Source organism: Rhizobium sp. TRM95796, from assembly GCF_025779995.1.
Taxonomy (GTDB): domain Bacteria; phylum Pseudomonadota; class Alphaproteobacteria; order Rhizobiales; family Rhizobiaceae; genus Rhizobium_E.
Genome location: NZ_JAOXHE010000008.1, coordinates 144,893 through 164,094, shown reverse-complemented (window position 1 = coordinate 164,094; position 19,202 = coordinate 144,893). Strand labels below are relative to the sequence as shown.

General features: G+C 63.6%; 20 protein-coding genes. 11 read left to right on the top strand and 9 right to left on the bottom strand.

The genetic code is table 11. From position 1 onward, the window contains the following. Positions 1–54 precede the first annotated feature (54 nt). The 4 genes from OCK01_RS17255 to OCK01_RS17240 all read left to right on the top strand — a co-directional run bounded on the left by OCK01_RS17255 (position 55) and on the right by OCK01_RS17240 (position 6,553). A complete protein-coding gene (locus tag OCK01_RS17255; protein WP_263825000.1) occupies positions 55–2,112 on the top strand; it encodes a M3 family metallopeptidase in 2,058 nt (685 codons plus the stop codon). 125 nt (positions 2,113–2,237) lie between these two features. Next, positions 2,238–3,818, top strand: coding sequence for an alkaline phosphatase D family protein (locus tag OCK01_RS17250; RefSeq protein ID WP_263824999.1), 1,581 nt, complete (start codon positions 2,238–2,240; stop codon positions 3,816–3,818). Between the two features lie 195 nt (positions 3,819–4,013). Continuing rightward, the gene (typA, locus tag OCK01_RS17245) at positions 4,014–5,849 is read left to right on the top strand and encodes a translational GTPase TypA (protein WP_263824998.1); all 1,836 of its coding nucleotides are present in this window, start codon (positions 4,014–4,016) and stop codon (positions 5,847–5,849) included. Between the two features lie 194 nt (positions 5,850–6,043). Continuing rightward, on the top strand, positions 6,044–6,553 hold the full coding sequence (locus OCK01_RS17240; RefSeq protein WP_263824997.1) for a GNAT family N-acetyltransferase: 510 nt from the start codon (positions 6,044–6,046) through the stop codon (positions 6,551–6,553). A 16-nt stretch (positions 6,554–6,569) separates the two neighbouring features. Here the strand turns inward: OCK01_RS17240 and OCK01_RS17235 are convergent, their stop codons facing one another. Beyond that, the gene (locus OCK01_RS17235) at positions 6,570–7,187 is read right to left on the bottom strand and encodes a hypothetical protein (protein WP_263824996.1); all 618 of its coding nucleotides are present in this window, start codon (positions 7,185–7,187) and stop codon (positions 6,570–6,572) included. 173 nt (positions 7,188–7,360) lie between these two features. Here OCK01_RS17235 and ppa point away from each other — a divergent pair, with 173 nt between their 5' ends. Next, entirely contained in the window at positions 7,361–7,900 is a 540-nt protein-coding gene (ppa, locus tag OCK01_RS17230) for an inorganic diphosphatase (protein ID WP_137157102.1), read from the top strand. Positions 7,901–7,903: 3 nt separating this feature from the next. On the opposite strand, the gene OCK01_RS17225 is transcribed toward ppa, so the two are convergent. Both OCK01_RS17225 and OCK01_RS17220 read right to left on the bottom strand, forming a co-directional pair. Further along, positions 7,904–8,194, bottom strand: coding sequence for a DUF167 family protein (locus OCK01_RS17225; protein ID WP_263824995.1), 291 nt, complete (start codon positions 8,192–8,194; stop codon positions 7,904–7,906). Next, positions 8,195–8,491, bottom strand: coding sequence for a YggT family protein (locus tag OCK01_RS17220; protein WP_182828005.1), 297 nt, complete (start codon positions 8,489–8,491; stop codon positions 8,195–8,197). Positions 8,492–8,625: 134 nt separating this feature from the next. Between OCK01_RS17220 and OCK01_RS17215 the strand changes: the two genes are divergently transcribed. Beyond that, entirely contained in the window at positions 8,626–9,864 is a 1,239-nt protein-coding gene (locus tag OCK01_RS17215; RefSeq protein WP_263824994.1) for an MFS transporter, read from the top strand. On the opposite strand, the gene OCK01_RS17210 is transcribed toward OCK01_RS17215, so the two are convergent. The 6 genes from OCK01_RS17210 to hemC form a co-directional block, all read right to left on the bottom strand. Next, on the bottom strand, positions 9,865–10,614 hold the full coding sequence (locus OCK01_RS17210; protein WP_263824993.1) for a glutamine amidotransferase: 750 nt from the start codon (positions 10,612–10,614) through the stop codon (positions 9,865–9,867). 4 nt (positions 10,615–10,618) lie between these two features. Next, a complete protein-coding gene (locus tag OCK01_RS17205; protein WP_182828002.1) occupies positions 10,619–11,086 on the bottom strand; it encodes a TerB family tellurite resistance protein in 468 nt (155 codons plus the stop codon). A gap of 15 nt (positions 11,087–11,101) precedes the next feature. Beyond that, positions 11,102–12,706, bottom strand: a complete 1,605-nt coding sequence (locus tag OCK01_RS17200) for a heme biosynthesis protein HemY (RefSeq protein ID WP_263824992.1) — start codon at positions 12,704–12,706, stop codon at positions 11,102–11,104. A gap of 14 nt (positions 12,707–12,720) precedes the next feature. After that, entirely contained in the window at positions 12,721–13,905 is a 1,185-nt protein-coding gene (locus OCK01_RS17195) for a COG4223 family protein (RefSeq protein WP_263824991.1), read from the bottom strand. A gap of 88 nt (positions 13,906–13,993) precedes the next feature. Then, entirely contained in the window at positions 13,994–14,710 is a 717-nt protein-coding gene (locus OCK01_RS17190) for a uroporphyrinogen-III synthase (RefSeq protein ID WP_182827999.1), read from the bottom strand. 3 nt (positions 14,711–14,713) lie between these two features. Continuing rightward, positions 14,714–15,643, bottom strand: coding sequence for a hydroxymethylbilane synthase (gene hemC, locus OCK01_RS17185; protein ID WP_182827998.1), 930 nt, complete (start codon positions 15,641–15,643; stop codon positions 14,714–14,716). A gap of 71 nt (positions 15,644–15,714) precedes the next feature. On the opposite strand from hemC, the gene tsaD reads away from it, so the two are divergent. Genes tsaD through OCK01_RS17160 form a run of 5 tightly spaced genes read left to right on the top strand, consistent with a single transcriptional unit; the run spans position 15,715 to position 19,176 of the window. Continuing rightward, the gene (gene tsaD / locus OCK01_RS17180; RefSeq protein ID WP_263824990.1) at positions 15,715–16,812 is read left to right on the top strand and encodes a tRNA (adenosine(37)-N6)-threonylcarbamoyltransferase complex transferase subunit TsaD; all 1,098 of its coding nucleotides are present in this window, start codon (positions 15,715–15,717) and stop codon (positions 16,810–16,812) included. Continuing rightward, positions 16,809–17,792, top strand: coding sequence for an NAD(P)H-dependent glycerol-3-phosphate dehydrogenase (locus OCK01_RS17175; RefSeq protein WP_263824989.1), 984 nt, complete (start codon positions 16,809–16,811; stop codon positions 17,790–17,792). Before tsaD ends, OCK01_RS17175 begins: the two co-directional genes overlap by 4 nt. A gap of 12 nt (positions 17,793–17,804) precedes the next feature. After that, entirely contained in the window at positions 17,805–18,098 is a 294-nt protein-coding gene (locus OCK01_RS17170; RefSeq protein ID WP_263824988.1) for a YciI-like protein, read from the top strand. 2 nt (positions 18,099–18,100) lie between these two features. Beyond that, positions 18,101–18,535: an EVE domain-containing protein gene (locus tag OCK01_RS17165; protein WP_263824987.1), complete on the top strand. Its 435-nt coding sequence runs from the start codon at positions 18,101–18,103 to the stop codon at positions 18,533–18,535. Next, complete coding sequence (locus OCK01_RS17160) at positions 18,532–19,176, top strand: class I SAM-dependent methyltransferase (RefSeq protein WP_263824986.1); 645 nt, start codon at positions 18,532–18,534, stop codon at positions 19,174–19,176. The genes OCK01_RS17165 and OCK01_RS17160 overlap by 4 nt, the downstream gene beginning before the upstream one ends. The last annotated feature ends 26 nt before the right edge of the window (positions 19,177–19,202 follow it).

Sequence of the window (19,202 nt, the reverse complement as noted above, 5' to 3'; positions counted from 1 at the left end):
AAACTGCGCCTATATGTGGGAAAAGACGCCAGTGATTTGCGAGGATTGGACGGCATGAGCGAGACAGTGAACCCAGCCATTTTCACCTGGAGCGGCGCTCACGGCCTGCCGGGTTTCGAAGCGATCAAGGACGAAGATTTCGCCGCCGCCTTCACCCAGGCGCTCGCCGCGCATGAGGCTGAGATCGACGCCATCGCCGGCAATCCCGAAGCGCCGACATTCGCCAACACCGTCATCGCACTGGAAATCGCCGGCGATGAACTCTCCCGCGTCTCGGCCCTGTTCTGGAACAAGGCCGGCGCCGACACCAACGACGTGATCCAGGCGCTGGAGCGCGAAATCTCTCCGGTCATGTCGCGGCATTATTCCAAGATCGGCCAGAATGAAGCGCTGTTCGCCCGCATCGACGCGCTCTGGGCGAAGAAGGACGAGCTCGGCCTGACGCTCGAGGAAATCCGCGTGCTGGAGCGCCACTGGAAGGGCTTCGTGAAATCGGGCGCCAAACTCCCCAAGGAACAGCAGAAGCGCCTTGCCGAAATCAACGAGCGTCTCTCCACGCTCGGCACCAATTTCGGCCAAAACGTGCTGGCGGATGAAAAGGACTGGTTCCTGCCGCTGGAAAGCGAAGAGGACCTGGCGGGCCTGCCGGACTTCCTGCGCGACGCCATGGCCGCCGCCGCCGAAGGCCGCAGTGAAAAGGGCAAATACGCCGTCACCCTGTCGCGCTCGATCATCGAACCCTTCCTGACCTTTTCAGACAATCGCGACCTGCGTGAAACCGCCTTCCGCGCCTGGATCGCCCGCGGCGAAAATGGCGGCGCGACCGACAACCGCCAGATCATCGCCGAAACGCTGGCCCTGCGCGCTGAAAAGGCGGGTCTGCTGGGCTACCCGCATTACGCGGCGCTGAAGCTCGACAACACCATGGCCAAGACCGCCGATCACGTGAACGGCCTGTTGATGCAGGTCTGGGAAAAGGCCCGCGCCAAGGCGCTGGAGGAAGAGGGCGAACTCGCCCGCCTCATCGCCGAGGAAGGCAAGAATCACGCCGTCGAGCCCTGGGACTGGCGCCACTATGCCGAAAAGCTTCGCGCCCGCACCTTCAATTTCTCCGAAAGCGAGTTGAAGCCCTATCTGCAGCTCGAAAAGATCATTGACGCCTGCTTCGCCGTCGCCGAACGCCTGTTCTCCATCAAGGCGGTCCGCAGGGCGGATGTCGCCGGCTATCATCCCGATGTCCGGGTCTACGAGATCCGCAACGCCGACGGCTCCTTGAAGGCGTTGTTCCTCGGCGACTATTTCGCCCGTCCCTCCAAGCGCTCCGGCGCCTGGATGAGCTCGTTCCAGAGCCAGCACCGCCTGACGCTCAAAAACGGCGCCCAGGGCGAACTGCCGATCATCTACAATGTCTGCAATTTCGCCAAGCCCGCCGAAGGCAAGCCGGCGCTGCTCTCGCTCGACGACGCCCGCACGCTGTTCCATGAATTCGGGCACGCCTTGCATGGCATGCTGTCGAATGTGACCTACCCCTCCGTCTCCGGCACCGGCGTGTCGCGCGATTTCGTCGAATTGCCGTCGCAGCTGTATGAGCACTGGCTGACGGTTCCCGATATCCTCAAGACCTATGCGGTGCATTACGAGACAGGCGAGCCGATGCCGCAGGCGCTGCTCGACAAGGTCTTGGCCGCCCGCACCTTCAACGCCGGCTTCGCAACGGTCGAATTCACCTCTTCGGCGCTGGTCGACATGGCCTTCCACACGCGCGCGCCTGCTGACGACCCCATGGCCGTGGAGCGTGAAGTTCTGGCCGAGATCGGCATGCCCTCCTCCATCGTCATGCGCCACCGCACGCCGCATTTCCAGCATGTCTTCTCCGGCGACGGCTATTCTGCCGGCTACTATTCCTACATGTGGTCGGAAGTGCTCGACGCCGACGCGTTCGAGGCCTTCGAGGAAACCGGCGACGCCTTCGATCCCGAGACGGCGGCGAAACTCCGCGATCACATCTACGCCTCGGGCGGCTCGGTCGATCCCGAAGTCGCCTATATCGATTTCCGCGGCAAGCTGCCGAGCCCTGAGGCGATGCTGCGCAAGAAGGGTCTCGCGGCCTGAGGCGGCCGCTGCAGTCGGATTGTCAGAGAAACGTCATCGGGGCTTTGCCCCGCTGACATGAAAGCCTGTTTGTGTGGCGCGCCGGGCGCTAGGAGCCCGCGCCGAATTTCAAACAGGAGAGATCAATGTCAGGCATTTTGAAATCCGTCACCCGCCGCACGCTGATGCGCGGCGTCGGCGCGACCGGTCTGGTCGCGGCTTCCGGCCTTGCTTTGCCCGCCTATGTCCGCGCCGCCCAGCGCCCCGTCTTCACGCACGGCGTCCAGTCCGGCGATGTCGACGTCAATTCCGGCATGATCTGGACGCGAACCGATCGTCCGAGCCGCATCCAGATGGAAGTCTCGACGGTCGAGAGCTTCAAGAACGCCATCCGTCTCGCGCCCCTCGATGTCGGCCCGGAAAGCGATTTCACCGCCAAGCGCCTGATCGAGAACCTGCCGTCCGATCAGGACATCTTCTACCGCTTCGTCGCCGCGGACCTGCAGGATATCAACCTGACGTCTGAGCCGCTGACCGGCCGCTTCCGCACCGCTCCCACCTCCCGCCGCAACATCCGCTTCGCGTGGTCGGGCGACATGGTCGGCCAGGGCTGGGGCATCGATGGCGAAGGCGTGGTCACCTACAAGACCATGGCCAAGCATCAGCCGGATTTCTTCCTGCATTCCGGCGACACGATCTATGCCGACGGTCCGCTCAAGGACGAGGTCGAACTGCCGAACGGCCAGAAATGGATCAACAAAGTCGTCATCGACGAGAAGCGCAAGGTCGCCGAGACGCTCGCCGAGTATCGCGGCCAGTGGAAATACAATCTCATGGACGAACATGTGCGCGCCATGAACGCCGTCTGTCCGACCTTCTTCCAGTGGGACGACCATGAAGTGGTTAACAACTGGTCGGATTCCAAGAACCTGATGGGCGACGACCGCTATGCCGAAAAATCGGTCCATGTTTTGGCCGCCCGCGCCGGCCGCGCCTTCCATGAAATGACGCCGATCCGCTACACGCCGGCCGAACCCGGCCGCGTCTATCGCAAGATCGCCTATGGCCCGCTGCTCGACGTGTTCTTCATCGATCTGCGCTCTTATCGCGGCCCGAATGGCGACGACAAGGAAACCACGCTGTCGGACAAGGCCCGCATCATCGGCGCCGAGCAAATGGCCTGGCTCAAGCGCGAACTCGCCGCCTCCAAGGCCACGTGGAAGGTTCTCGCCTGCGACATGCCGATCGGCCTCGTCGTCTGGGACAACGGCAAGGACAAGAAGGGCCAGGAAGCCGTGGCCAATGCCGATAACGGCGCGCCGCTCGGCCGCGAACTGGAATTCGCCGAACTCCTGCGCTTCATCAAGAGCGCCGGCGTGACCAACACCGTCTGGCTAACGGCGGATGTCCATTACACCGCCGCCCATCACTACGACCCCTCGCGCGCCGCCTTCAAGGACTTCGACCCCTTCTGGGAATTCGTCTCGGGTCCGCTGCATGCCGGCACCTTCGGCCCGAACGATCTCGACATGACCTTCGGTCCGGAAGTGAAGTTCGTCTCTGCTCCTACCGCCGAGCAAGGCCAGAACCTGCCGCCGTCCGCCGGTCTGCAGTTCTTCGGCCTCGTCGACATCGACGGCCAGACCGAACAGTTGACGGTGCGCCTGATGGACCGCGCCGACAAGGAACTCTGGAAGATCACGCTCGATCCGACCCGCTTCGCCTGAGATCACGAGCTTTTCAGTTGCTCTCCGCGCAGTTCGTGCGGAGAGCTCTTTTCCTCCTGAGAAACCGCCGGGATTTACCGCGTTTAGACTTTATCAAGCCTCCCCCTTTCGCATTTGCAAAAAAAAGGGTATGAGGCCGCCAAACAATTGGCGCCGCGTCCCGTTGCCGCGCCCACGAACTCAGAGATCCACATCATGCAAATGCGCAATATCGCGATTATCGCACACGTTGACCATGGGAAGACGACGCTTGTCGACGAGCTTCTGAAGCAGTCCGGCTCGTTCCGCGACAACCAGCGCACGGTCGAGCGCATGATGGACTCCAACGATCTCGAAAAAGAGCGCGGCATCACCATTCTCGCCAAGGCGACCTCTATCGAGTGGAAGGGCGTGCGCATCAACATCGTCGACACCCCCGGCCACGCCGACTTCGGCGGCGAAGTCGAACGCATCCTGTCGATGGTGGACGGCGCGATCGTGCTGGTCGACTCCTCCGAAGGCCCGATGCCGCAGACCAAGTTCGTCGTGTCCAAGGCGCTGAAGGTCGGTCTCCGCCCGATCGTCGCGATCAACAAGATCGACCGTCCGGATGGCCGCCATGAAGAAGTCATCAACGAAGTCTTCGACCTCTTCGCCAATCTCGACGCCACCGACGAACAGCTCGACTTCCCGATCCTCTACGGTTCGGGCCGCGACGGCTGGATGAACGTCAATCCGGAAGGTCCGAAGGAAGATGGCCTTGCGCCGCTTCTCGACCTCGTGCTGCGCCACGTTCCGGAGCCGAGCGTCGGCGAAGAAGACGGCGCTTTCCGCATGATCGGCACCATTCTCGAAGCCAATCCCTTCCTGGGCCGCATCATCACCGGCCGCATTCATTCCGGCTCGATCAAGCCGAACCAGGCTGTGAAGGTTCTCGGCCAGGATGGCAAGCTCATCGAAACCGGCCGCATCTCCAAGATCCTCGCCTTCCGCGGCATCGAGCGTCAGCCGATCGAAGAAGCCCATGCCGGCGACATCGTCGCGATCGCGGGCCTCTCCAAGGGCACCGTCGCCGACACGTTCTGCGACCCCTCGGTCACCGAAGCGCTGACCGCACAGCCGATCGACCCGCCGACCGTCACCATGTCCTTCCTGGTCAATGACAGCCCGCTGGCCGGCACCGAAGGCGACAAGGTCACGAGCCGCGTCATCCGCGACCGCCTGTTCAAGGAAGCCGAAGGCAATGTCGCGCTGAAGATCGAAGAAGCCGAAGGCAAGGATTCGTTCTACGTCTCCGGCCGCGGCGAATTGCAGCTCGCCGTTCTCATCGAGACCATGCGCCGCGAAGGCTTCGAGCTCGCTGTATCGCGTCCGCGCGTGGTGATGCACAAGGACGAAGCCACCGGCCAGATGCTGGAGCCGATCGAGGAAGTCGTCATCGACGTCGATGAAGAACATTCCGGCGTAGTCGTGCAGAAGATGTCCGAGCGCAAGGGTGAAATGGTCGAACTGCGTCCCTCGGGCGGCAACCGCGTTCGTCTGCGCTTCTACGCTCCTACCCGCGGCCTGATCGGCTACCAGTCGGAACTCCTCACCGACACGCGCGGCACGGCGATCATGAACCGCCTGTTCCACGACTACCAGCCGTTCAAGGGCCAGATCGGCGGCCGCATCAACGGCGTGCTGCTCGCCAACGCCGCCGGTGAAGCGGTGGCCTATGCCCTGTTCAACCTGGAAGACCGCGGTCCGATGATCATCGATCCGGGCGAGAAGGTCTATATGGGCATGATCATCGGCATCCACAGCCGCGACAACGACCTCGAAGTCAACGTGCTCAAGGGCAAGCAACTGACCAACATCCGCGCCGCCGGCAAGGATGAAGCCGTCAAGCTCACCCCGCCGATCCGCATGACGCTCGACCGCGCGCTCTCCTGGATCCAGGACGACGAACTGGTCGAAGTGACGCCGAAGTCCATCCGCCTGCGCAAGATGTATCTCGACGCCAACGACCGCAAGCGCATGGAAAAGGCCAAGGCCGCCGGCGCCGCCTGAAAATTGGCGTTTGTGAATTAACCATTTGGCCCGGCCGCTTCCGAGCGGCCGGGCTTTTCTATGCGGAATGACCAATGACGGCTTGCGGCGCAGCTTAATTCCGCGTTAACTTTTGCGCGACTGCGTCGCATGGCGCGCTGGTGGTGTTTTGAGTAGGCCCGGATGATCCGGGGCCGGCATATGGGTGGAACGTTATGAAGACGTTGTCGATTGACTTGCGACGGGCGGAGGCTTCCGATGCGCGCGCCGTGGCCGAAACCCATCGGCGATCCTGGCTGCACGCCTATAGCGGCTTGATCCCCCATAAGGCGCTGATCCAGATGCTGGAGCGCCGCAGGGAGGACTGGTGGCGCCGCGCCGCCCAGGGACCTTCAACGCTGCTCCTGCTCGATATCGGCGGAACCATCGCCGGCTATACGACGATCGGCGTCAACCGCGCGCCGGCGCTCAAGCAGGAGGGAGAGATCTATGAACTCTATGTCCTGCCGGAATTTCAGGGCACGGGGCTGGGGAGCTACATGTTCCGCGAAGCCAGGGCCATCCTGAAGGGGCTCGGCATGCGCGGGCTCGCCGCCTGGTGCCTCGAAGACAGCGAGCACGCCGTCACCTTCTTCCGCGCCAGCGGCGGCCTCGACGTGGCCGAGGGAATGGAGGATTTCGGCGACGCCGCGCTCAAGAAGCTCGGCTTCATCTGGCCGAACTAAGCGTTTCGATTCGAAATTACGGTTCCGGAAAGCTGTAGGACGGCTCGCCGGCTTTCTCGCCCCGCTCGCCGTGATAGGTCGGCCGGTCGACGCCGCAGGCGAAACCGGGCGCGATCTCGTCGGCCACCTGCCGCGCCAGAAGATTGGGCTCCGGATTGGCGAGCGCGTCGACATAGCCGGCCACGCAGCCCATCGGATCGTCTTTGGTCGCGACCTTGGAGATCACCAGGACCTGCCCGTTCAGCGCCTTTTCAACCGCGCCGGTGTCGGGATTGGTGTTTTCGATGAACCAGCGCAGGATCGTGGCTTGCGGACTTCCATCCGCAGCCAGCCGCCATTCGATCTTCTTGCCGACATGATTGAAGGCGGAGAAGGTCTCGCCCGCTTCGTCGATGATCTTCTTGGACACCGGACCGTAATAGACGGTTTGGCGCAGGTCGAATTCCTTGAAATAGACGGGAGCGCCCTGATAGCCCGCGCAGCGCAGCGAGGCGAAGCCGCCCGGCTCTTCCTCGGCTGTCGGATTGATCGACACGCAGGCGTCGAGATCGAGGTCGGTATAGACGCTTTCTTCGGCATGCGCGGAGCCGGCGAACAGCGCCGTCAGAATGATACAGATTGCACCGTGTTTCATTGCGTCGCCCGCCCCGCCCGTCTCGTTTTGCGCCTTGGCCGGATCTAATGTTACATCACGCAACCAGCCGCGCCAGCCCGAAATCCGCGGGCGCTTTTGTCCGATGGTCTTGTTGTCTTCCCCATGTTTTTCGTCTATCGCAATGCGGAATTTTCCACCCAGCGGAGGCACAGATGCGCATCGACGCAGTATCCATCGGCAAAAATCCCCCCGAAGACATCAATGTGATCGTGGAAGTGCCCGTCGGCGGCCATCCGATCAAGTATGAGATGGACAAGGAGGCTGGCACGCTGGTGGTCGACCGCTTCCTCTATACGCCGATGACCTATCCGGGCAATTACGGCTTCGTGCCGCACACGCTGTCGGACGACGGCGATCCGATCGACGTGCTGATCGCCTCGACCCGTCCGCTGGTGCCGGGCTGCGTCATCAATGTCCGCCCGATCGGCGTGCTGATGATGGAAGACAATTCCGGCAAGGATGAAAAGATCATCGCCGTGCCTTCGCCCAAGCTGACGCTCCGCTATGAGAAAGTGCATGAATACACCGACCTGCCGGAGATCACCGTCAAGCAGATCGAGCATTTCTTCCAGCACTACAAGGATCTCGAGCCCGGCAAATGGGTCAAGCTGTTCGGTTGGGAAGGCTCCGCCCGCGCCAAGGAACTGATCGTCGAAGCCATCGAGCGCGCCAAGGCCGAAAAGGCCAAGTAAGCCTCAGTCCTTGCCGAGTTTGTTGAGAACATCCTCCGGATCGGCCTCGATCCGGAGGATTTTTTTACGCGACGTTTCGCCGGACTGAAAGGAGATGGACGATTTGGGCAGCCTGAGCGTCTTGGCTAGAAGCTCGACCAGCGCCTTGTTGGCCTTGCCGTCCTCAGGCGCGGCGCGCACGCGCGCCTTCAGCCAGCGCTCGCCGGCCGCATCCGTCTCGAAACCTTCGACGGCGTCGCGCCCGCCGCTCGGCGTCAGCCGCACGGCGAGCCGCAAAAACGGCTCTGTCGCCACTTAGTAGCCGGCCGCCATCGGATAGAGATAAAGAATGATGATCTGCTGAATGAAGTAGATCAGGATGAAGACCACGATCGGCGAAATATCGACGCCGCCGAGATTGGGCATGAAGCGCCGGATGGGTCGGAGGACAGGTTCAGTCAGCGCCGACAGGGCCTGGCCGATCATGGCGACGAACTGGTTGCGCGAATTGATGACGTTGAAGGCGTAGAGCCAGGAGAAGATCGCCGATGCGATGAGTATCCAGATATAGATGTTCAGCGCGAACAGGATCGTATTGAGAATGGCCAGCATGGTCTGCTCCGATTAAACGTTGACAGACATGTAATGAACCGGTCTTTATCGGGCAAGGGCGGCCTTGCGCGCCGGCTCATTCATACTTAATGGCCCGCATTTCAGAGGCCGGATCAATCGAGGAAATACTCCCAATGTCACTTGCCGCAGCGGAAGACCGCTTTGCCGCGTTCCGGCATCGGTCCTACACCTTGTTCTTTTTCGCGCGTTTCCTTGCCGCTTTCGCCATCCAGATCATCTCCGTGGCCGTCGGCTGGCAGATGTATGAAGTCACCAAGAGCACGCTGTTTCTCGGGCTGATCGGCCTTGTGCAGTTTCTGCCTTCACTTCTGTTGATTCTCGTCACCGGCTCGGTGGCCGACCGCTACAACAGGCGCGCCATCGTCGCCATCTGCCTGACCATCAGCGCCGGCTGCGCCGCAGCCCTTCTCGCCCTCACCGTCGCGGACGCTTTCGCGCCGGCGCTGGTCTTCGCCATCCTGACCATTTTCGGCATCGAACGCGCCTTCATGGGCCCGGCGGTGCAGTCTCTCGCGCCCAATCTGGTGCCGGAGAAGGATCTCGCCAATTCCTTCGCCTGGAACGCCTCGTCCTGGCAGACGGCCTCGATCGTCGGTCCCATGGCCGGCGGCCTTCTCTATGGCGTCGGTCCCGTCGTCGCCTATGGCGTCGCGTTCGTGTTCATGGCCGCCGGCGCGATCCTGATCTTCCTGGTGCCCAAGCCGAGCCAGAAGACGGTGTCCGAAGACAAGAGCTGGGCCTATATCGTCGCCGGCTTCGGCTTCATCAAGCAGGAAAAGGTCGTGCTCGGCGCGATCTCGCTCGATCTCTTTGTCGTGCTGCTCGGCGGCGCCGTGGCGTTGATGCCGGTCTTCGCCTCCGACATCCTCGTTCTCGGGCCCTTCGGCCTTGGCCTGCTGCGCGCCGCGCCCGGCATCGGCGCGATCGTGATGGCGATCTACCTCGCGAGCTTCCCGATCCGGAAAGGCGCCGGCGTCACCATGTTCATCGGCGTGGCGGTGTTCGGCCTGGGCACTCTGGTGTTCGGCTTGTCGCAAACCGCATGGCTTTCGATCGCGGCGCTGGTGGTGATGGGCGCGGGCGACATGATTTCGGTCTATGTGCGCGAAACGCTTCTGGCGCTCTGGACGCCCGACGAAGTGCGCGGCCGCGTCAACGCCGTCAATTCCGTGTTTATCGGCGCCTCCAACGAATTGGGCGAGGCGCGCGCCGGCGTCATGGCCTGGGGCTTCGGCGCGGTGCCGGCGGTGGTGATCGGTGGGGTCGGCGCGCTGATAGTCTCCGTCGGTTGGGCCTGGTTGTTCCCGCAATTGCGCAAGATCGATACGCTGGACGCTCCGGTGCGCGACTGATCAGCCGGTCGCGCTCTGCGCGGCGATCAGGCGTTGGCCGAAGACGAGGTCGAGCATGTTCGACATCCAGAGTTTCAGCGCCTGATCATGCAGGAAACGGCCTTCGAGATGCTTGTCGCCCGTCTGGGCGTTGGGCATTTCGAAACGATGCGCGCCATGCACCACCCAGCGATGCATCATCATCCGCGTCAATTCGCCGTGAAACTGCACGCCCCAGGCATTGTCGCCATAGCGGATCGCCTGGTTCTCATAGGTGTCGCCCCGCGCGAGCCGCACTGCGCCTGAGGGCAGATCGAAGCCCTCGCGGTGGAAGTGATAGACCATCGACGGCCAATCCATCAGCTTTTCGCCTTCTTCGGTCGCCGAAATAGGATACCAGCCGATCTCGGTCTTGCCTTCCGTATGGCTTTCCACCGTGCCGCCGAGATGCTTGACCAGCATTTGCGCGCCCAGGCAGATCCCGAGATAGGGCTTGTTTTCCGAGAGCGGCACCTCGATCCAGTCGATCTCGGCCTTGATGTAATCAAGATCGTCATTGGCGCTTTGCGGACCGCCGAACACCACGGCGCCGGCATGATTGCGCAAAGTGTCGGGCAATTTCTGGCCGAGCGCAGGTCGGCGGATATCGAGGCGGTAGCCCTTCGCCTCCAGCATCTGGCCGGCGCGGCCGGGCGTCGAGCGCTCCTGATGCAGCACGATCAGAACCGGGCGGTCATCCACCTTCTTGGTCTTGGCGGGTTGGCGCAACATGCTGTCAGGACGTCTCCCCATTTTCGTCGAGACGGCGCTCGACTTCCATGCGCTTGGTCACCCTGTCGCGACCGGACACGCCGATCAGCTCAGCGATCCGCCAGATCAGGTGATCCTCGAGCTCATTGCGCTCGTGATCGGCATGGACGATCTGCCAGAGCATGCCGATGAATTCGAGCTTCTGGCGTTCGTCGAGTTCCCTGTTGATGCGCGACGTGAAGCGGAAGAAATCGACCGCCTCCTCTTCCTGCTGGCGCGCGGTGGCGAGCAGGTCGCGAAACTCCGGACCGCTGAGATTGAAATAATCGCGGATCACCTTCTCCAGCATCTGCTCTTCGGCTGATTTGACCACCCCGTCGGCCTGGATGACGCTGAGCGCCAGCGCAATCACCGCCACCGTTGGGCTGTCCGGCTCCACCTTCGGCGTCTCGCCGCCCAGCGCGTTGAGGAAACCCATCAGCTTCTCGAACATGCGCGTCTCTCCCGATCAGAACAAACGCGCGCCATCGGCGGCTTTCGGTTGCTTGACGCCGGGATCATCCGGCGGGCGTCCAAAGAACGGCTGCACCGGCTCCTCGGCAGGCAGGGACGGCTTGCGCGGCGCGGCATGCGGCTGGACGGGAGCCGGCGGCTGAACGATGGGCGAGACGGGCGCGGGGGCGGCTTCGACCGGTGCGGCGACCACGACTTCGGTTTCTTTGACCGGGACCGTCTCCGCCTCGGGCATCCTGGTCGTCGTTTCACTGCGATCCGGCAATTGGCTGAAGGCGTCTGCGGCGCGATTGCCGTCCTCGATGGCGTCTGGTCTGGCTCTATGCAGACTCTTCCATTCGAAAGCGTCGAGCTTGCCGCTGACCGGCGACAACGGCAGCCAGACATCCGAGGCCTGACCATCCGCCACCCATTCGGGATCGCGCGGCGCGCGCAGGGCCTGGGCCAGCCAATGCCGGACGCGCCCCTGATCGCCGGTTTCGGCCTCCTCGATGTCGGCCATCAGCAGGAAGGCGCTTTCGCGGTCGTCGATGCGCGCAGCAGCTTCCGCCTTGGCGCGGGCGAGCGCGAATTCACGTGCGCCGAGCGCTGCGGCGGCAACCGCATAGAGCGATTCGTAAGCGTGAGACTGCATGCCTTCCAGACGTTGCGCCCGGCGGAGCTTGTCGGCGGCGGAGCCGCCGCCCGCTTCGACATAGGCGCTGGCCACCTGCGCATGCGGCGCGAGCTTCCAGGCTTGTTCGAGCACGCCGAGCGCCTTGCGCTGATTGTCTTCGCGCAGATAGGCTTTTGCGGCAACAAGGCTGGCGGCGACGAGATCCGGCGACAGCTTCAGCGCATGCACCGCGTCTTCGCGCGCGCCCTTGGGATCGCCGTCCAGACGCGACAAGGCGCGGCCGGCCAGCAGCACGGCCTTCTTGCGGTCATGGGTCTTGCGGTCCATGCCGTTTAGCACGCGCTGGGTTTCCAGAAGTCGGATGGCGTCGTCGAACCGGCCGGCCTGGGTGCGATATTCGAGCGTCGCTTCCGCGGCCCAGGGCAGATGCGGGGCCTTTTCGACCGCCTTCTCGGCGTAATGACGCGCCGCCTCATGCGCGCCGAGGCGCTGGGCCTCGAGATAGAGGCCGCGCAGGCCGAGTTCCCGCGTCTCGGGATCTTCCGCCATGGCCTCGAATTTCTTGCGCGCCTCCTCGGTCTTGCCCTCGATCAGCAGCGCCTGAGCTTCGAGAAGATGAATGAGCGGCTCGCTGTCGGCGCGGATGAGCCCCTTGGTGCGGTCGAGCATGCGCCGCGCGAGCGGCGCGTCGCCCGAGCCGACCGCGATCAGCCCCGTGGACAACGCCTGATAGCCGCGATCGCGCTTGCGGGCGCGGAAATAACGCGTCACCGAATGCGGCGAGGTCCAGACGACCCGGATGAGCCACCCGACCAGCATCACCGAGGCGATGAGCGCGGCGACAAGCACGGCCGCCGTCATCAGCGTCATTTCGATTCGCTGGCCCTGCCAGATGATGAAGAGATCGCCCGGACGATCGGCGAGCCAGGAAAAGCCGTAGCCGACCGCGAGAACGAGAGCGATGAAGACAAGGATACGAATCATCTCAAAACCTTTCTTCAGCCCTTGCTGTCGGTGTTGCGCACGGCGTTGGTCAGCGTCTGCGCGACGAGGTCTTCCACCTTGATGCGGGCGTCGAGCGCCTGTCGGAAGCTTGCCCCGGCCTTCCGGCCCTCTTCGGGAAGCTTGTCCCATTCGGCGGCGGCGGCCTTGAGATCGCCATTGGTCAGACGATCCTCGATCCGCGCCAGCATGTCGGCGGGCTGGTCGCCCTGCACATCGCCGACAGGTCGCACCTTGATGGCGGAGAAAGCGCTTTCCAGGAGACGGTCAGTGATGCTCTGATTGGGATCTTCAGGCTTCAGCGCCTCCATCACGAGATCGGCCGTCGCCGGGAAGGAGGCGACGAGCTTGGCGCGCGCCGGAGCGCCGGTGTCTGCGAATGGTCGCAGCGCCTCGAGCGCCGGCATGTCGGGCGCGACCGAGGCCAGAGTGTGGAGCTCCGTAGAGAACGGCCCACCGCGGTCGATCGCCGCCTTGAGGCTGGCAGAGGCGATGGCGACGGCCACCGCCACATCGTCGCCGGGCTCGGCGGCCTTCTTCTCCAACGCCTCGATGCGCATGACGAGTTCGGCGCGGGCGGTCTCCTCGGCTTTCCGCGCGTCGTCCAGCGACGTTTTCAAATCGCTGACCTGCTGGTTGAGCGCCGACAGACGCTGATCGGCGTCCACCGACAGGCCGTTCGCCTTGGGCACATCCTGCAACCGCGTTTCGATGGCGGCAATCTTGTCGTTGACGGGCGTGAGGTCGACTTCGGGCTTGGCGCTCGCCAGGGCCGACACCGAGGATTTCAGCGCTTCGACATCGGAGGAGACGAGGTTGATGGACTGCTCGACCTTTTCATTGCCGCCGAGCGACGGCAAAACGCCCCAATATTGCAGGCCCGCCGCCCCGGCCAGCGCCACGACGCCGCCGATCAGGCTGGCCGCGATCAGCGAAATCCCGCTTGCGCCGGACGTCGCGGCGGGGGAGGCGCCAACCGTCGTCGCGGAATCCCTATCGACGGGCTCGCGCGTTGGGATTGCTGGATCTGCCGCCTTTTCGGCCGTTTCCGACGCGACGACGGGCTCCTCGCTGACGTCGAGCGTCTCGGCCTCTGCCTCCGCTTTTACGGCGTCCGCGGTCAGATCGATCGTCCTGGGATCGACAGTGGTCCTGGAATGGCGAGGTTTTTCCGTTTCCATGGCGTTTTCCTTCAATCCGTTTTCCTGACCTTAACCGCCACCCCGGGACCCGCAAGCCCCCCGATGCGACATAAAGCGCGGCAAGGCGCTAGAGAAGATCGATCAATTCATCTTCATCCGGGCTGAGACTCGTCACGACGCTGTGAGCGAACTCCTCCGGCACCGCCGCGGCGATATTGCGGCTGAGGCAAAAAAACAGCGTTTTCCTCAACGATTCCTTGCTCAGCCGAAAAACCTCGAGATCGAAAAAGGCGCGTGCATTGTCCTTCGAAAATAGAAATGCCGCGTCGACCGGATTGTTCACCAGCATTTTTTGTTGATCCGCCAGAGAATGGTCGATCGCATCCATGCCGTAGACCTCCGCCGTTCGGCAGGCGAAGCCGTGCTCCCGAAGCGTCGCTTCGAAATCCGGCGATCGCTTGACGGCGGTGAGGTAGAGGACGGAGGCGCCCTGGGCGGCGTAGCGGCCGGCGATCTCCGCCGCCAGCGCCGCCCCGCCGCCCTGAGTGGCGATCACGGTCTTGAAGCCGAGATCCCGGGCGTGACGCGCGGTGGTCTTGCCGACGGCGAAGAGTGGAGTATCGACATGACGATCGATCGCCGCTCCCAGCTTGGCGAGACACCGCAGCGCCTCCGCCGAAGTGACCGCCAGCACGTCATGCGGCGCCGCCAGCCCCTCGCGCGCGGCGGCGAGATCGTGAAACGGCTCGAACAGCGGGAAGACGACGGCCTCATGCCCGAGCTCGGCGATCTTCCCTGCAGTCGCCACCCCTTGCTCTCTCGGACGGACGACGAGAACGCGCATGCCTCAGCTCCACGAGGCGAAGAAGTCGGGGCCGGCCTCGGCGACGATGGTCTCACCGGCCTTGCGCCCCAATTCGGAGAATTGCTCGGCGACGCCATCGATTTCGATGCGATGATGTCGCCCGCCATCCGGTGAGAGAATCATGCCGGAAAATGACAGCCGCTCGCCGTCGACGGTCGCAAGGCCGGCGATCGGTGTGCGACACGAGCCGTCCAGCACTTCCAGAAAGGCGCGTTCGCATGTTACGGCCGCGAAAGTGGGGCGATCATTGATCGGCGTCAGCAATTCGGCCACGCGCTGGTCGCCCGCGCGCGCCTCGATGCAGATCGCTCCTTGCGCCGGAGCCGGCGGAAACAGCTTGGGATCGAGAAGTTCGGTGACGACCTCTGGCTTGCCCAGCCGCTTGAGGCCGGCATAGGCCAGAAGCGTGGCGTCGGCGTCGCCCTCGGCCAGCTTTCTCAACCGGGTATCGACGAGACCCCGGAAAATCTTGACCTGCAGGTCGGGCCGAAGCATCCGAACCAGCGCCTGACGACGCAATGACGCGGTGCCGACCATGGCCCCCTCGGGAAGATCCATCAGCGTCGCCGCCGCGCGTCCCACGAAGGCGTCGCGCACATCTTCGCGCGGCAGATAGGCGGCGATCTCCAGCCCCTCGGGCAGCTTCGTCGCCATGTCCTTGGAGGAATGAACCGCGAAATCGAGTTCGCCGCGCGACAATTGCTCCTCGAGTTCGGCGGTGAACAACCCCTTGCCGCCGATTTCCGACAACGGCCTGTCGGTGACGCGGTCGCCTTTCGTGGACAGTACGACGATCTCGAAATCGTTTTCCGCAAGTCCATGCGCCGTCATCAACCGGTCGCGGGTTTCATGCGCCTGGGCCAGCGCCAGCGGACTGCCGCGCGTGCCGATCCTGAAAGCTTTTGTTTGCATTTGCGGCATTTCCTTGTAATCGGCTCCCAAGTAATCATCTTTCACCGCATCCGCAATCATTCTTAGGGTTCATGATGGCTGTGCTTCGCGTTCTCGGCATCGAGACAAGCTGCGATGAAACCGCAGCCTCCGTGGTCGAGCGCGCCGACGACGGCGCGGGGCGGATTCTCGCCGATGTGGTGTTGTCCCAACTCGACGAACACGCCGCCTATGGCGGCGTGGTGCCCGAGATCGCCGCCCGCGCCCATGTCGAGGCGCTCGACAGCCTGATCCGCGAAGCGCTGGCCCGCAGCAATATGTCGCTCTCCGATATCGACGCGGTCGCGGCCACAGCAGGTCCGGGTCTGATCGGCGGGCTGATCGTCGGGCTGATGACCGGCAAGGCGATTTCAATGGCGACAGGCAAGCCGCTCTACGCCGTCAATCACCTCGAAGGCCATGCGCTGACGGCGCGGCTGACCGACGGGCTGGCTTTTCCCTATCTCCTTCTCCTGGTTTCCGGAGGCCATACACAGCTGATCCTGGTCAAGGGCGTCGGCGATTATGAGCGCTGGGGCACAACGATCGACGACGCGCTCGGCGAGGCTTTCGACAAGACGGCGAAATTGCTCGGCCTGCCCTATCCGGGAGGCCCGGCGGTGGAGAAAGCCGCTCAGACGGGCGATGCGCAACGCTTCGCCTTCCCGCGTCCTCTGGTCGGCGAAGCGCGGCTGGACTTTTCCTTTTCGGGCCTCAAGACCGCCGTGCGCCAGGCCGCGGAAGCGGCCCAGCCGGTGACCGATCAGGATGTCGCCGATATCTGCGCCTCTTACCAGAACGCCGTCTGCCGGACCATGCGCGACCGCATCGGCCGCGGCCTGAAGCGCTTTAAGGAACGTTTCGCCGGCGAAGCAATCCAGCCGGCGCTGGTAGTCGCCGGCGGCGTGGCGGCAAACAAGGCGCTGCGATCCGTGTTGACCGAGATTTCCGAACAAAACGGCTTCCGATTCATCGCGCCGCCGCTCAGCCTCTGCACTGACAACGCCGCCATGATCGCCTGGGCCGGCCTCGAACGCATGGCGCTCGATCTGCCTGCCGATCCCGTCACCGTCTCGCCCCGCTCCCGCTGGCCGCTCGATGAAAACGCCGCGAGCAAGCTCGGCTCGGGCAAGCGAGGCGCAAAGGCATGACCAAGCGGCTCGTCGTCGTCGGCTCCGGCGCATTCGGCACGGCGCTCGCCGCCGCCGCGACCCTTTCGGGCGACGCCGAGAGCACCCTGCTCTGCCGCGACCCGGCGCAATGCGACGAAATGCTGACCACGCGCGTGAATGCGCGCAACCTGCCGGGCCTGCGCCTGCCGGACGCTCTCTCCTTCTCCGCCGACCCATCCTGCCTCGATGACGCCGATGTCGCGCTCTTCGTGATGCCGAGCCAAGCGCAGCGCGCGGCGGCGCAGGCGCTCGGGCGCTACCTCCGGACCGATATGGCGGTGATCACCTGCGCCAAAGGCATCGATCGCGCCACGGGCGAATTGCTGACCGACCTGCTGGAGCGCGAATTGCCGGGCCGCCGCATTTCGGTGCTGTCGGGCCCGGGTTTCGCCGCCGACATCGCCAAGGGTCTGCCGACCGCCATGGTCGTGGCCTCCGCAACGCTCGAAGAGGCGGATGCGCATGCGCGGCTGATCTCGGGGCCGACCTTCCGGCTCTATGCATCGTCGGATCGGATCGGCGTGCAATTGGGCGGCGCGCTCAAGAATGTGCTCGCGATCGCCTGCGGCATCATCGAAGGCGCCGGTCTCGGCGATTCGGCCCGGGCGGCGCTGATCTCGCGCGGACTTGCGGAAATGTCGCGTTTCGCCGCCGCCTTCGGAGGAGACGCGCAGACGGTGCGCGGGCTATCGGGCCTCGGCGACCTCGTGCTGACCGCCACATCGCATCAATCCCGCAATCTCCGCTTCGGCATCGAAACCGGCCGCACCGGCCGCGCGGCCCTACCCGCCGGCGAATTGGTGGAAGGCGCCGCAGCAGCAGCCGTGGCCGCCCGGCTCGCCGCTGAGCGCGGCGTCGATATGCCGGTGACAAATGCGGTCGCTTCGATCATAGAAGGCAGTCTCGACGTGGCCTCGGCCATGAATGCGCTGATGACGCGCCCGATCACCACCGAATGAAAGGATAAACCCATGCTCTTCGCCTTTCTCTGCCAGGACAAGCCCGGCGCGCTGCAACTGCGCATGGACACCCGCCCTGAACATTTGGCGTGGCTGAACGAGATCAACGCCGCCGGCGTGCTCACTTTCGCCGGCCCCTTCCTGGATGGCGACGGCAAGCCCAACGGCAGCCTGGTCGTGGTCAAGGCCGAGACGCTCGAAGAAGCGCAGGCGATCTCCGCCGCCGATCCCTATGCCAAGGCGGGGCTGTTCGCCTCGGTCGACATCCGGCCGTGGAACTGGGTCTTCAACAATCCGGAGGCCTGATCATGGCCTATTGGCTGTTCAAGTCCGAGCCGTTCAAGTTTTCCTGGGACAATCTGAAAGCCATCGGCGACAAGGGGCAGGAATGGGACGGCGTGCGCAATTACGCCGCCCGCAACAATATGCGGGCGATGAAACTGGGCGACAAAGGCTTCTTCTACCATTCCAATGAAGGTCTGGCCGTGGTCGGCATTTGCGAAGTTTCGGCCTTGGCGCATCCCGATTCGACGGCTGATGTCCCCACCTGGGAATGCGTCGACGTGCGCGCGGTCTGCGACATGCCCGTGCCGGTGACGCTGGAGAAGGTGAAGACCACGCCTGATCTCGCCAATATGGCCCTGGTGAAGCTCTCGCGCCTGTCGGTGCAGCCGGTGACCGAAGAGGAATATCGACTGGTCTGCCGCATGGGCGGCCTGGACAATCCGCCGCTCTCGCCATGAAAACCGAGCCGCGCGCCTTCATTCTCGCCAATACCGGCGTGATGTCGCCGCCGCATACGCCGGAGATCCGGCTACGGTTGGCGGACGAGGCGCATGATCTCTGGCTGAAGACCGAGGAAGAACTGGAGGAAATCGGCCTGCCGCCGCCCTTCTGGGCCTTCGCCTGGGCCGGCGGACAAGGTCTGGCGCGCTACATTCTCGATCATCCCGATTGCGTGACGGGAAAGCGCGTCGTCGATTTCGCCTCGGGCTCGGGTCTTGTGGCCATCGCAGCCGCCAAGGCGCGCGCGCGAAGCGTCAGCGCCGTCGATATCGATCCGTGGACTGAGACCGCGATTGCGCTCAACAGCGACCTCAACGCGGTCGAGATCTTCTTTTCCGGCGACAACCTTATCGGCGAACCCATCAATGCCGATGTCCTGCTCGCCGGCGACGTCTTCTACGACAAGAGTTTCGCCGACGCCCTCATCCCCTGGTTCGAAAGCCTGCGGAAACAGGGGACCGAAGTGATCGTCGGCGATCCCGGCCGCGCCTATTGCCCGCGCGAAAGAATGCAGGCTCTGGCCACTTATGAGGTGCCGGTGACGCGCGCACTTGAAGATTCCGAGGTCAAGAAGACCACGGTCTGGCGATTTTCATGATCCGCTAACCATTTCGCCGCACAACT

Bases quoted from the DNA above. Each gene is read 5' to 3' on its own strand.
- hemC (WP_182827998.1), bottom strand. From the start codon at position 15,643: ATGCAAACAAAAGCTTTCAGGATCGGCACGCGCGGCAGTCCGCTGGCG.
- typA (WP_263824998.1), top strand. From the start codon at position 4,014: ATGCAAATGCGCAATATCGCGATTATCGCACACGTTGACCATGGGAAG.
- OCK01_RS17160 (WP_263824986.1), top strand. From the start codon at position 18,532: ATGAAAACCGAGCCGCGCGCCTTCATTCTCGCCAATACCGGCGTGATG.
- OCK01_RS17210 (WP_263824993.1), bottom strand. From the start codon at position 10,614: ATGTTGCGCCAACCCGCCAAGACCAAGAAGGTGGATGACCGCCCGGTT.
- OCK01_RS17190 (WP_182827999.1), bottom strand. From the start codon at position 14,710: ATGCGCGTTCTCGTCGTCCGTCCGAGAGAGCAAGGGGTGGCGACTGCA.
- OCK01_RS17235 (WP_263824996.1), bottom strand. From the start codon at position 7,187: ATGAAACACGGTGCAATCTGTATCATTCTGACGGCGCTGTTCGCCGGC.
- OCK01_RS17195 (WP_263824991.1), bottom strand. From the start codon at position 13,905: ATGGAAACGGAAAAACCTCGCCATTCCAGGACCACTGTCGATCCCAGG.
- OCK01_RS17165 (WP_263824987.1), top strand. From the start codon at position 18,101: ATGGCCTATTGGCTGTTCAAGTCCGAGCCGTTCAAGTTTTCCTGGGAC.
- OCK01_RS17250 (WP_263824999.1), top strand. From the start codon at position 2,238: ATGTCAGGCATTTTGAAATCCGTCACCCGCCGCACGCTGATGCGCGGC.
- OCK01_RS17255 (WP_263825000.1), top strand. From the start codon at position 55: ATGAGCGAGACAGTGAACCCAGCCATTTTCACCTGGAGCGGCGCTCAC.
- OCK01_RS17220 (WP_182828005.1), bottom strand. From the start codon at position 8,491: ATGCTGGCCATTCTCAATACGATCCTGTTCGCGCTGAACATCTATATC.
- OCK01_RS17200 (WP_263824992.1), bottom strand. From the start codon at position 12,706: ATGATTCGTATCCTTGTCTTCATCGCTCTCGTTCTCGCGGTCGGCTAC.
- OCK01_RS17175 (WP_263824989.1), top strand. From the start codon at position 16,809: ATGACCAAGCGGCTCGTCGTCGTCGGCTCCGGCGCATTCGGCACGGCG.
- tsaD (WP_263824990.1), top strand. From the start codon at position 15,715: ATGATGGCTGTGCTTCGCGTTCTCGGCATCGAGACAAGCTGCGATGAA.
- OCK01_RS17205 (WP_182828002.1), bottom strand. From the start codon at position 11,086: ATGTTCGAGAAGCTGATGGGTTTCCTCAACGCGCTGGGCGGCGAGACG.
- OCK01_RS17215 (WP_263824994.1), top strand. From the start codon at position 8,626: ATGTCACTTGCCGCAGCGGAAGACCGCTTTGCCGCGTTCCGGCATCGG.
- OCK01_RS17240 (WP_263824997.1), top strand. From the start codon at position 6,044: ATGAAGACGTTGTCGATTGACTTGCGACGGGCGGAGGCTTCCGATGCG.
- OCK01_RS17170 (WP_263824988.1), top strand. From the start codon at position 17,805: ATGCTCTTCGCCTTTCTCTGCCAGGACAAGCCCGGCGCGCTGCAACTG.
- ppa (WP_137157102.1), top strand. From the start codon at position 7,361: ATGCGCATCGACGCAGTATCCATCGGCAAAAATCCCCCCGAAGACATC.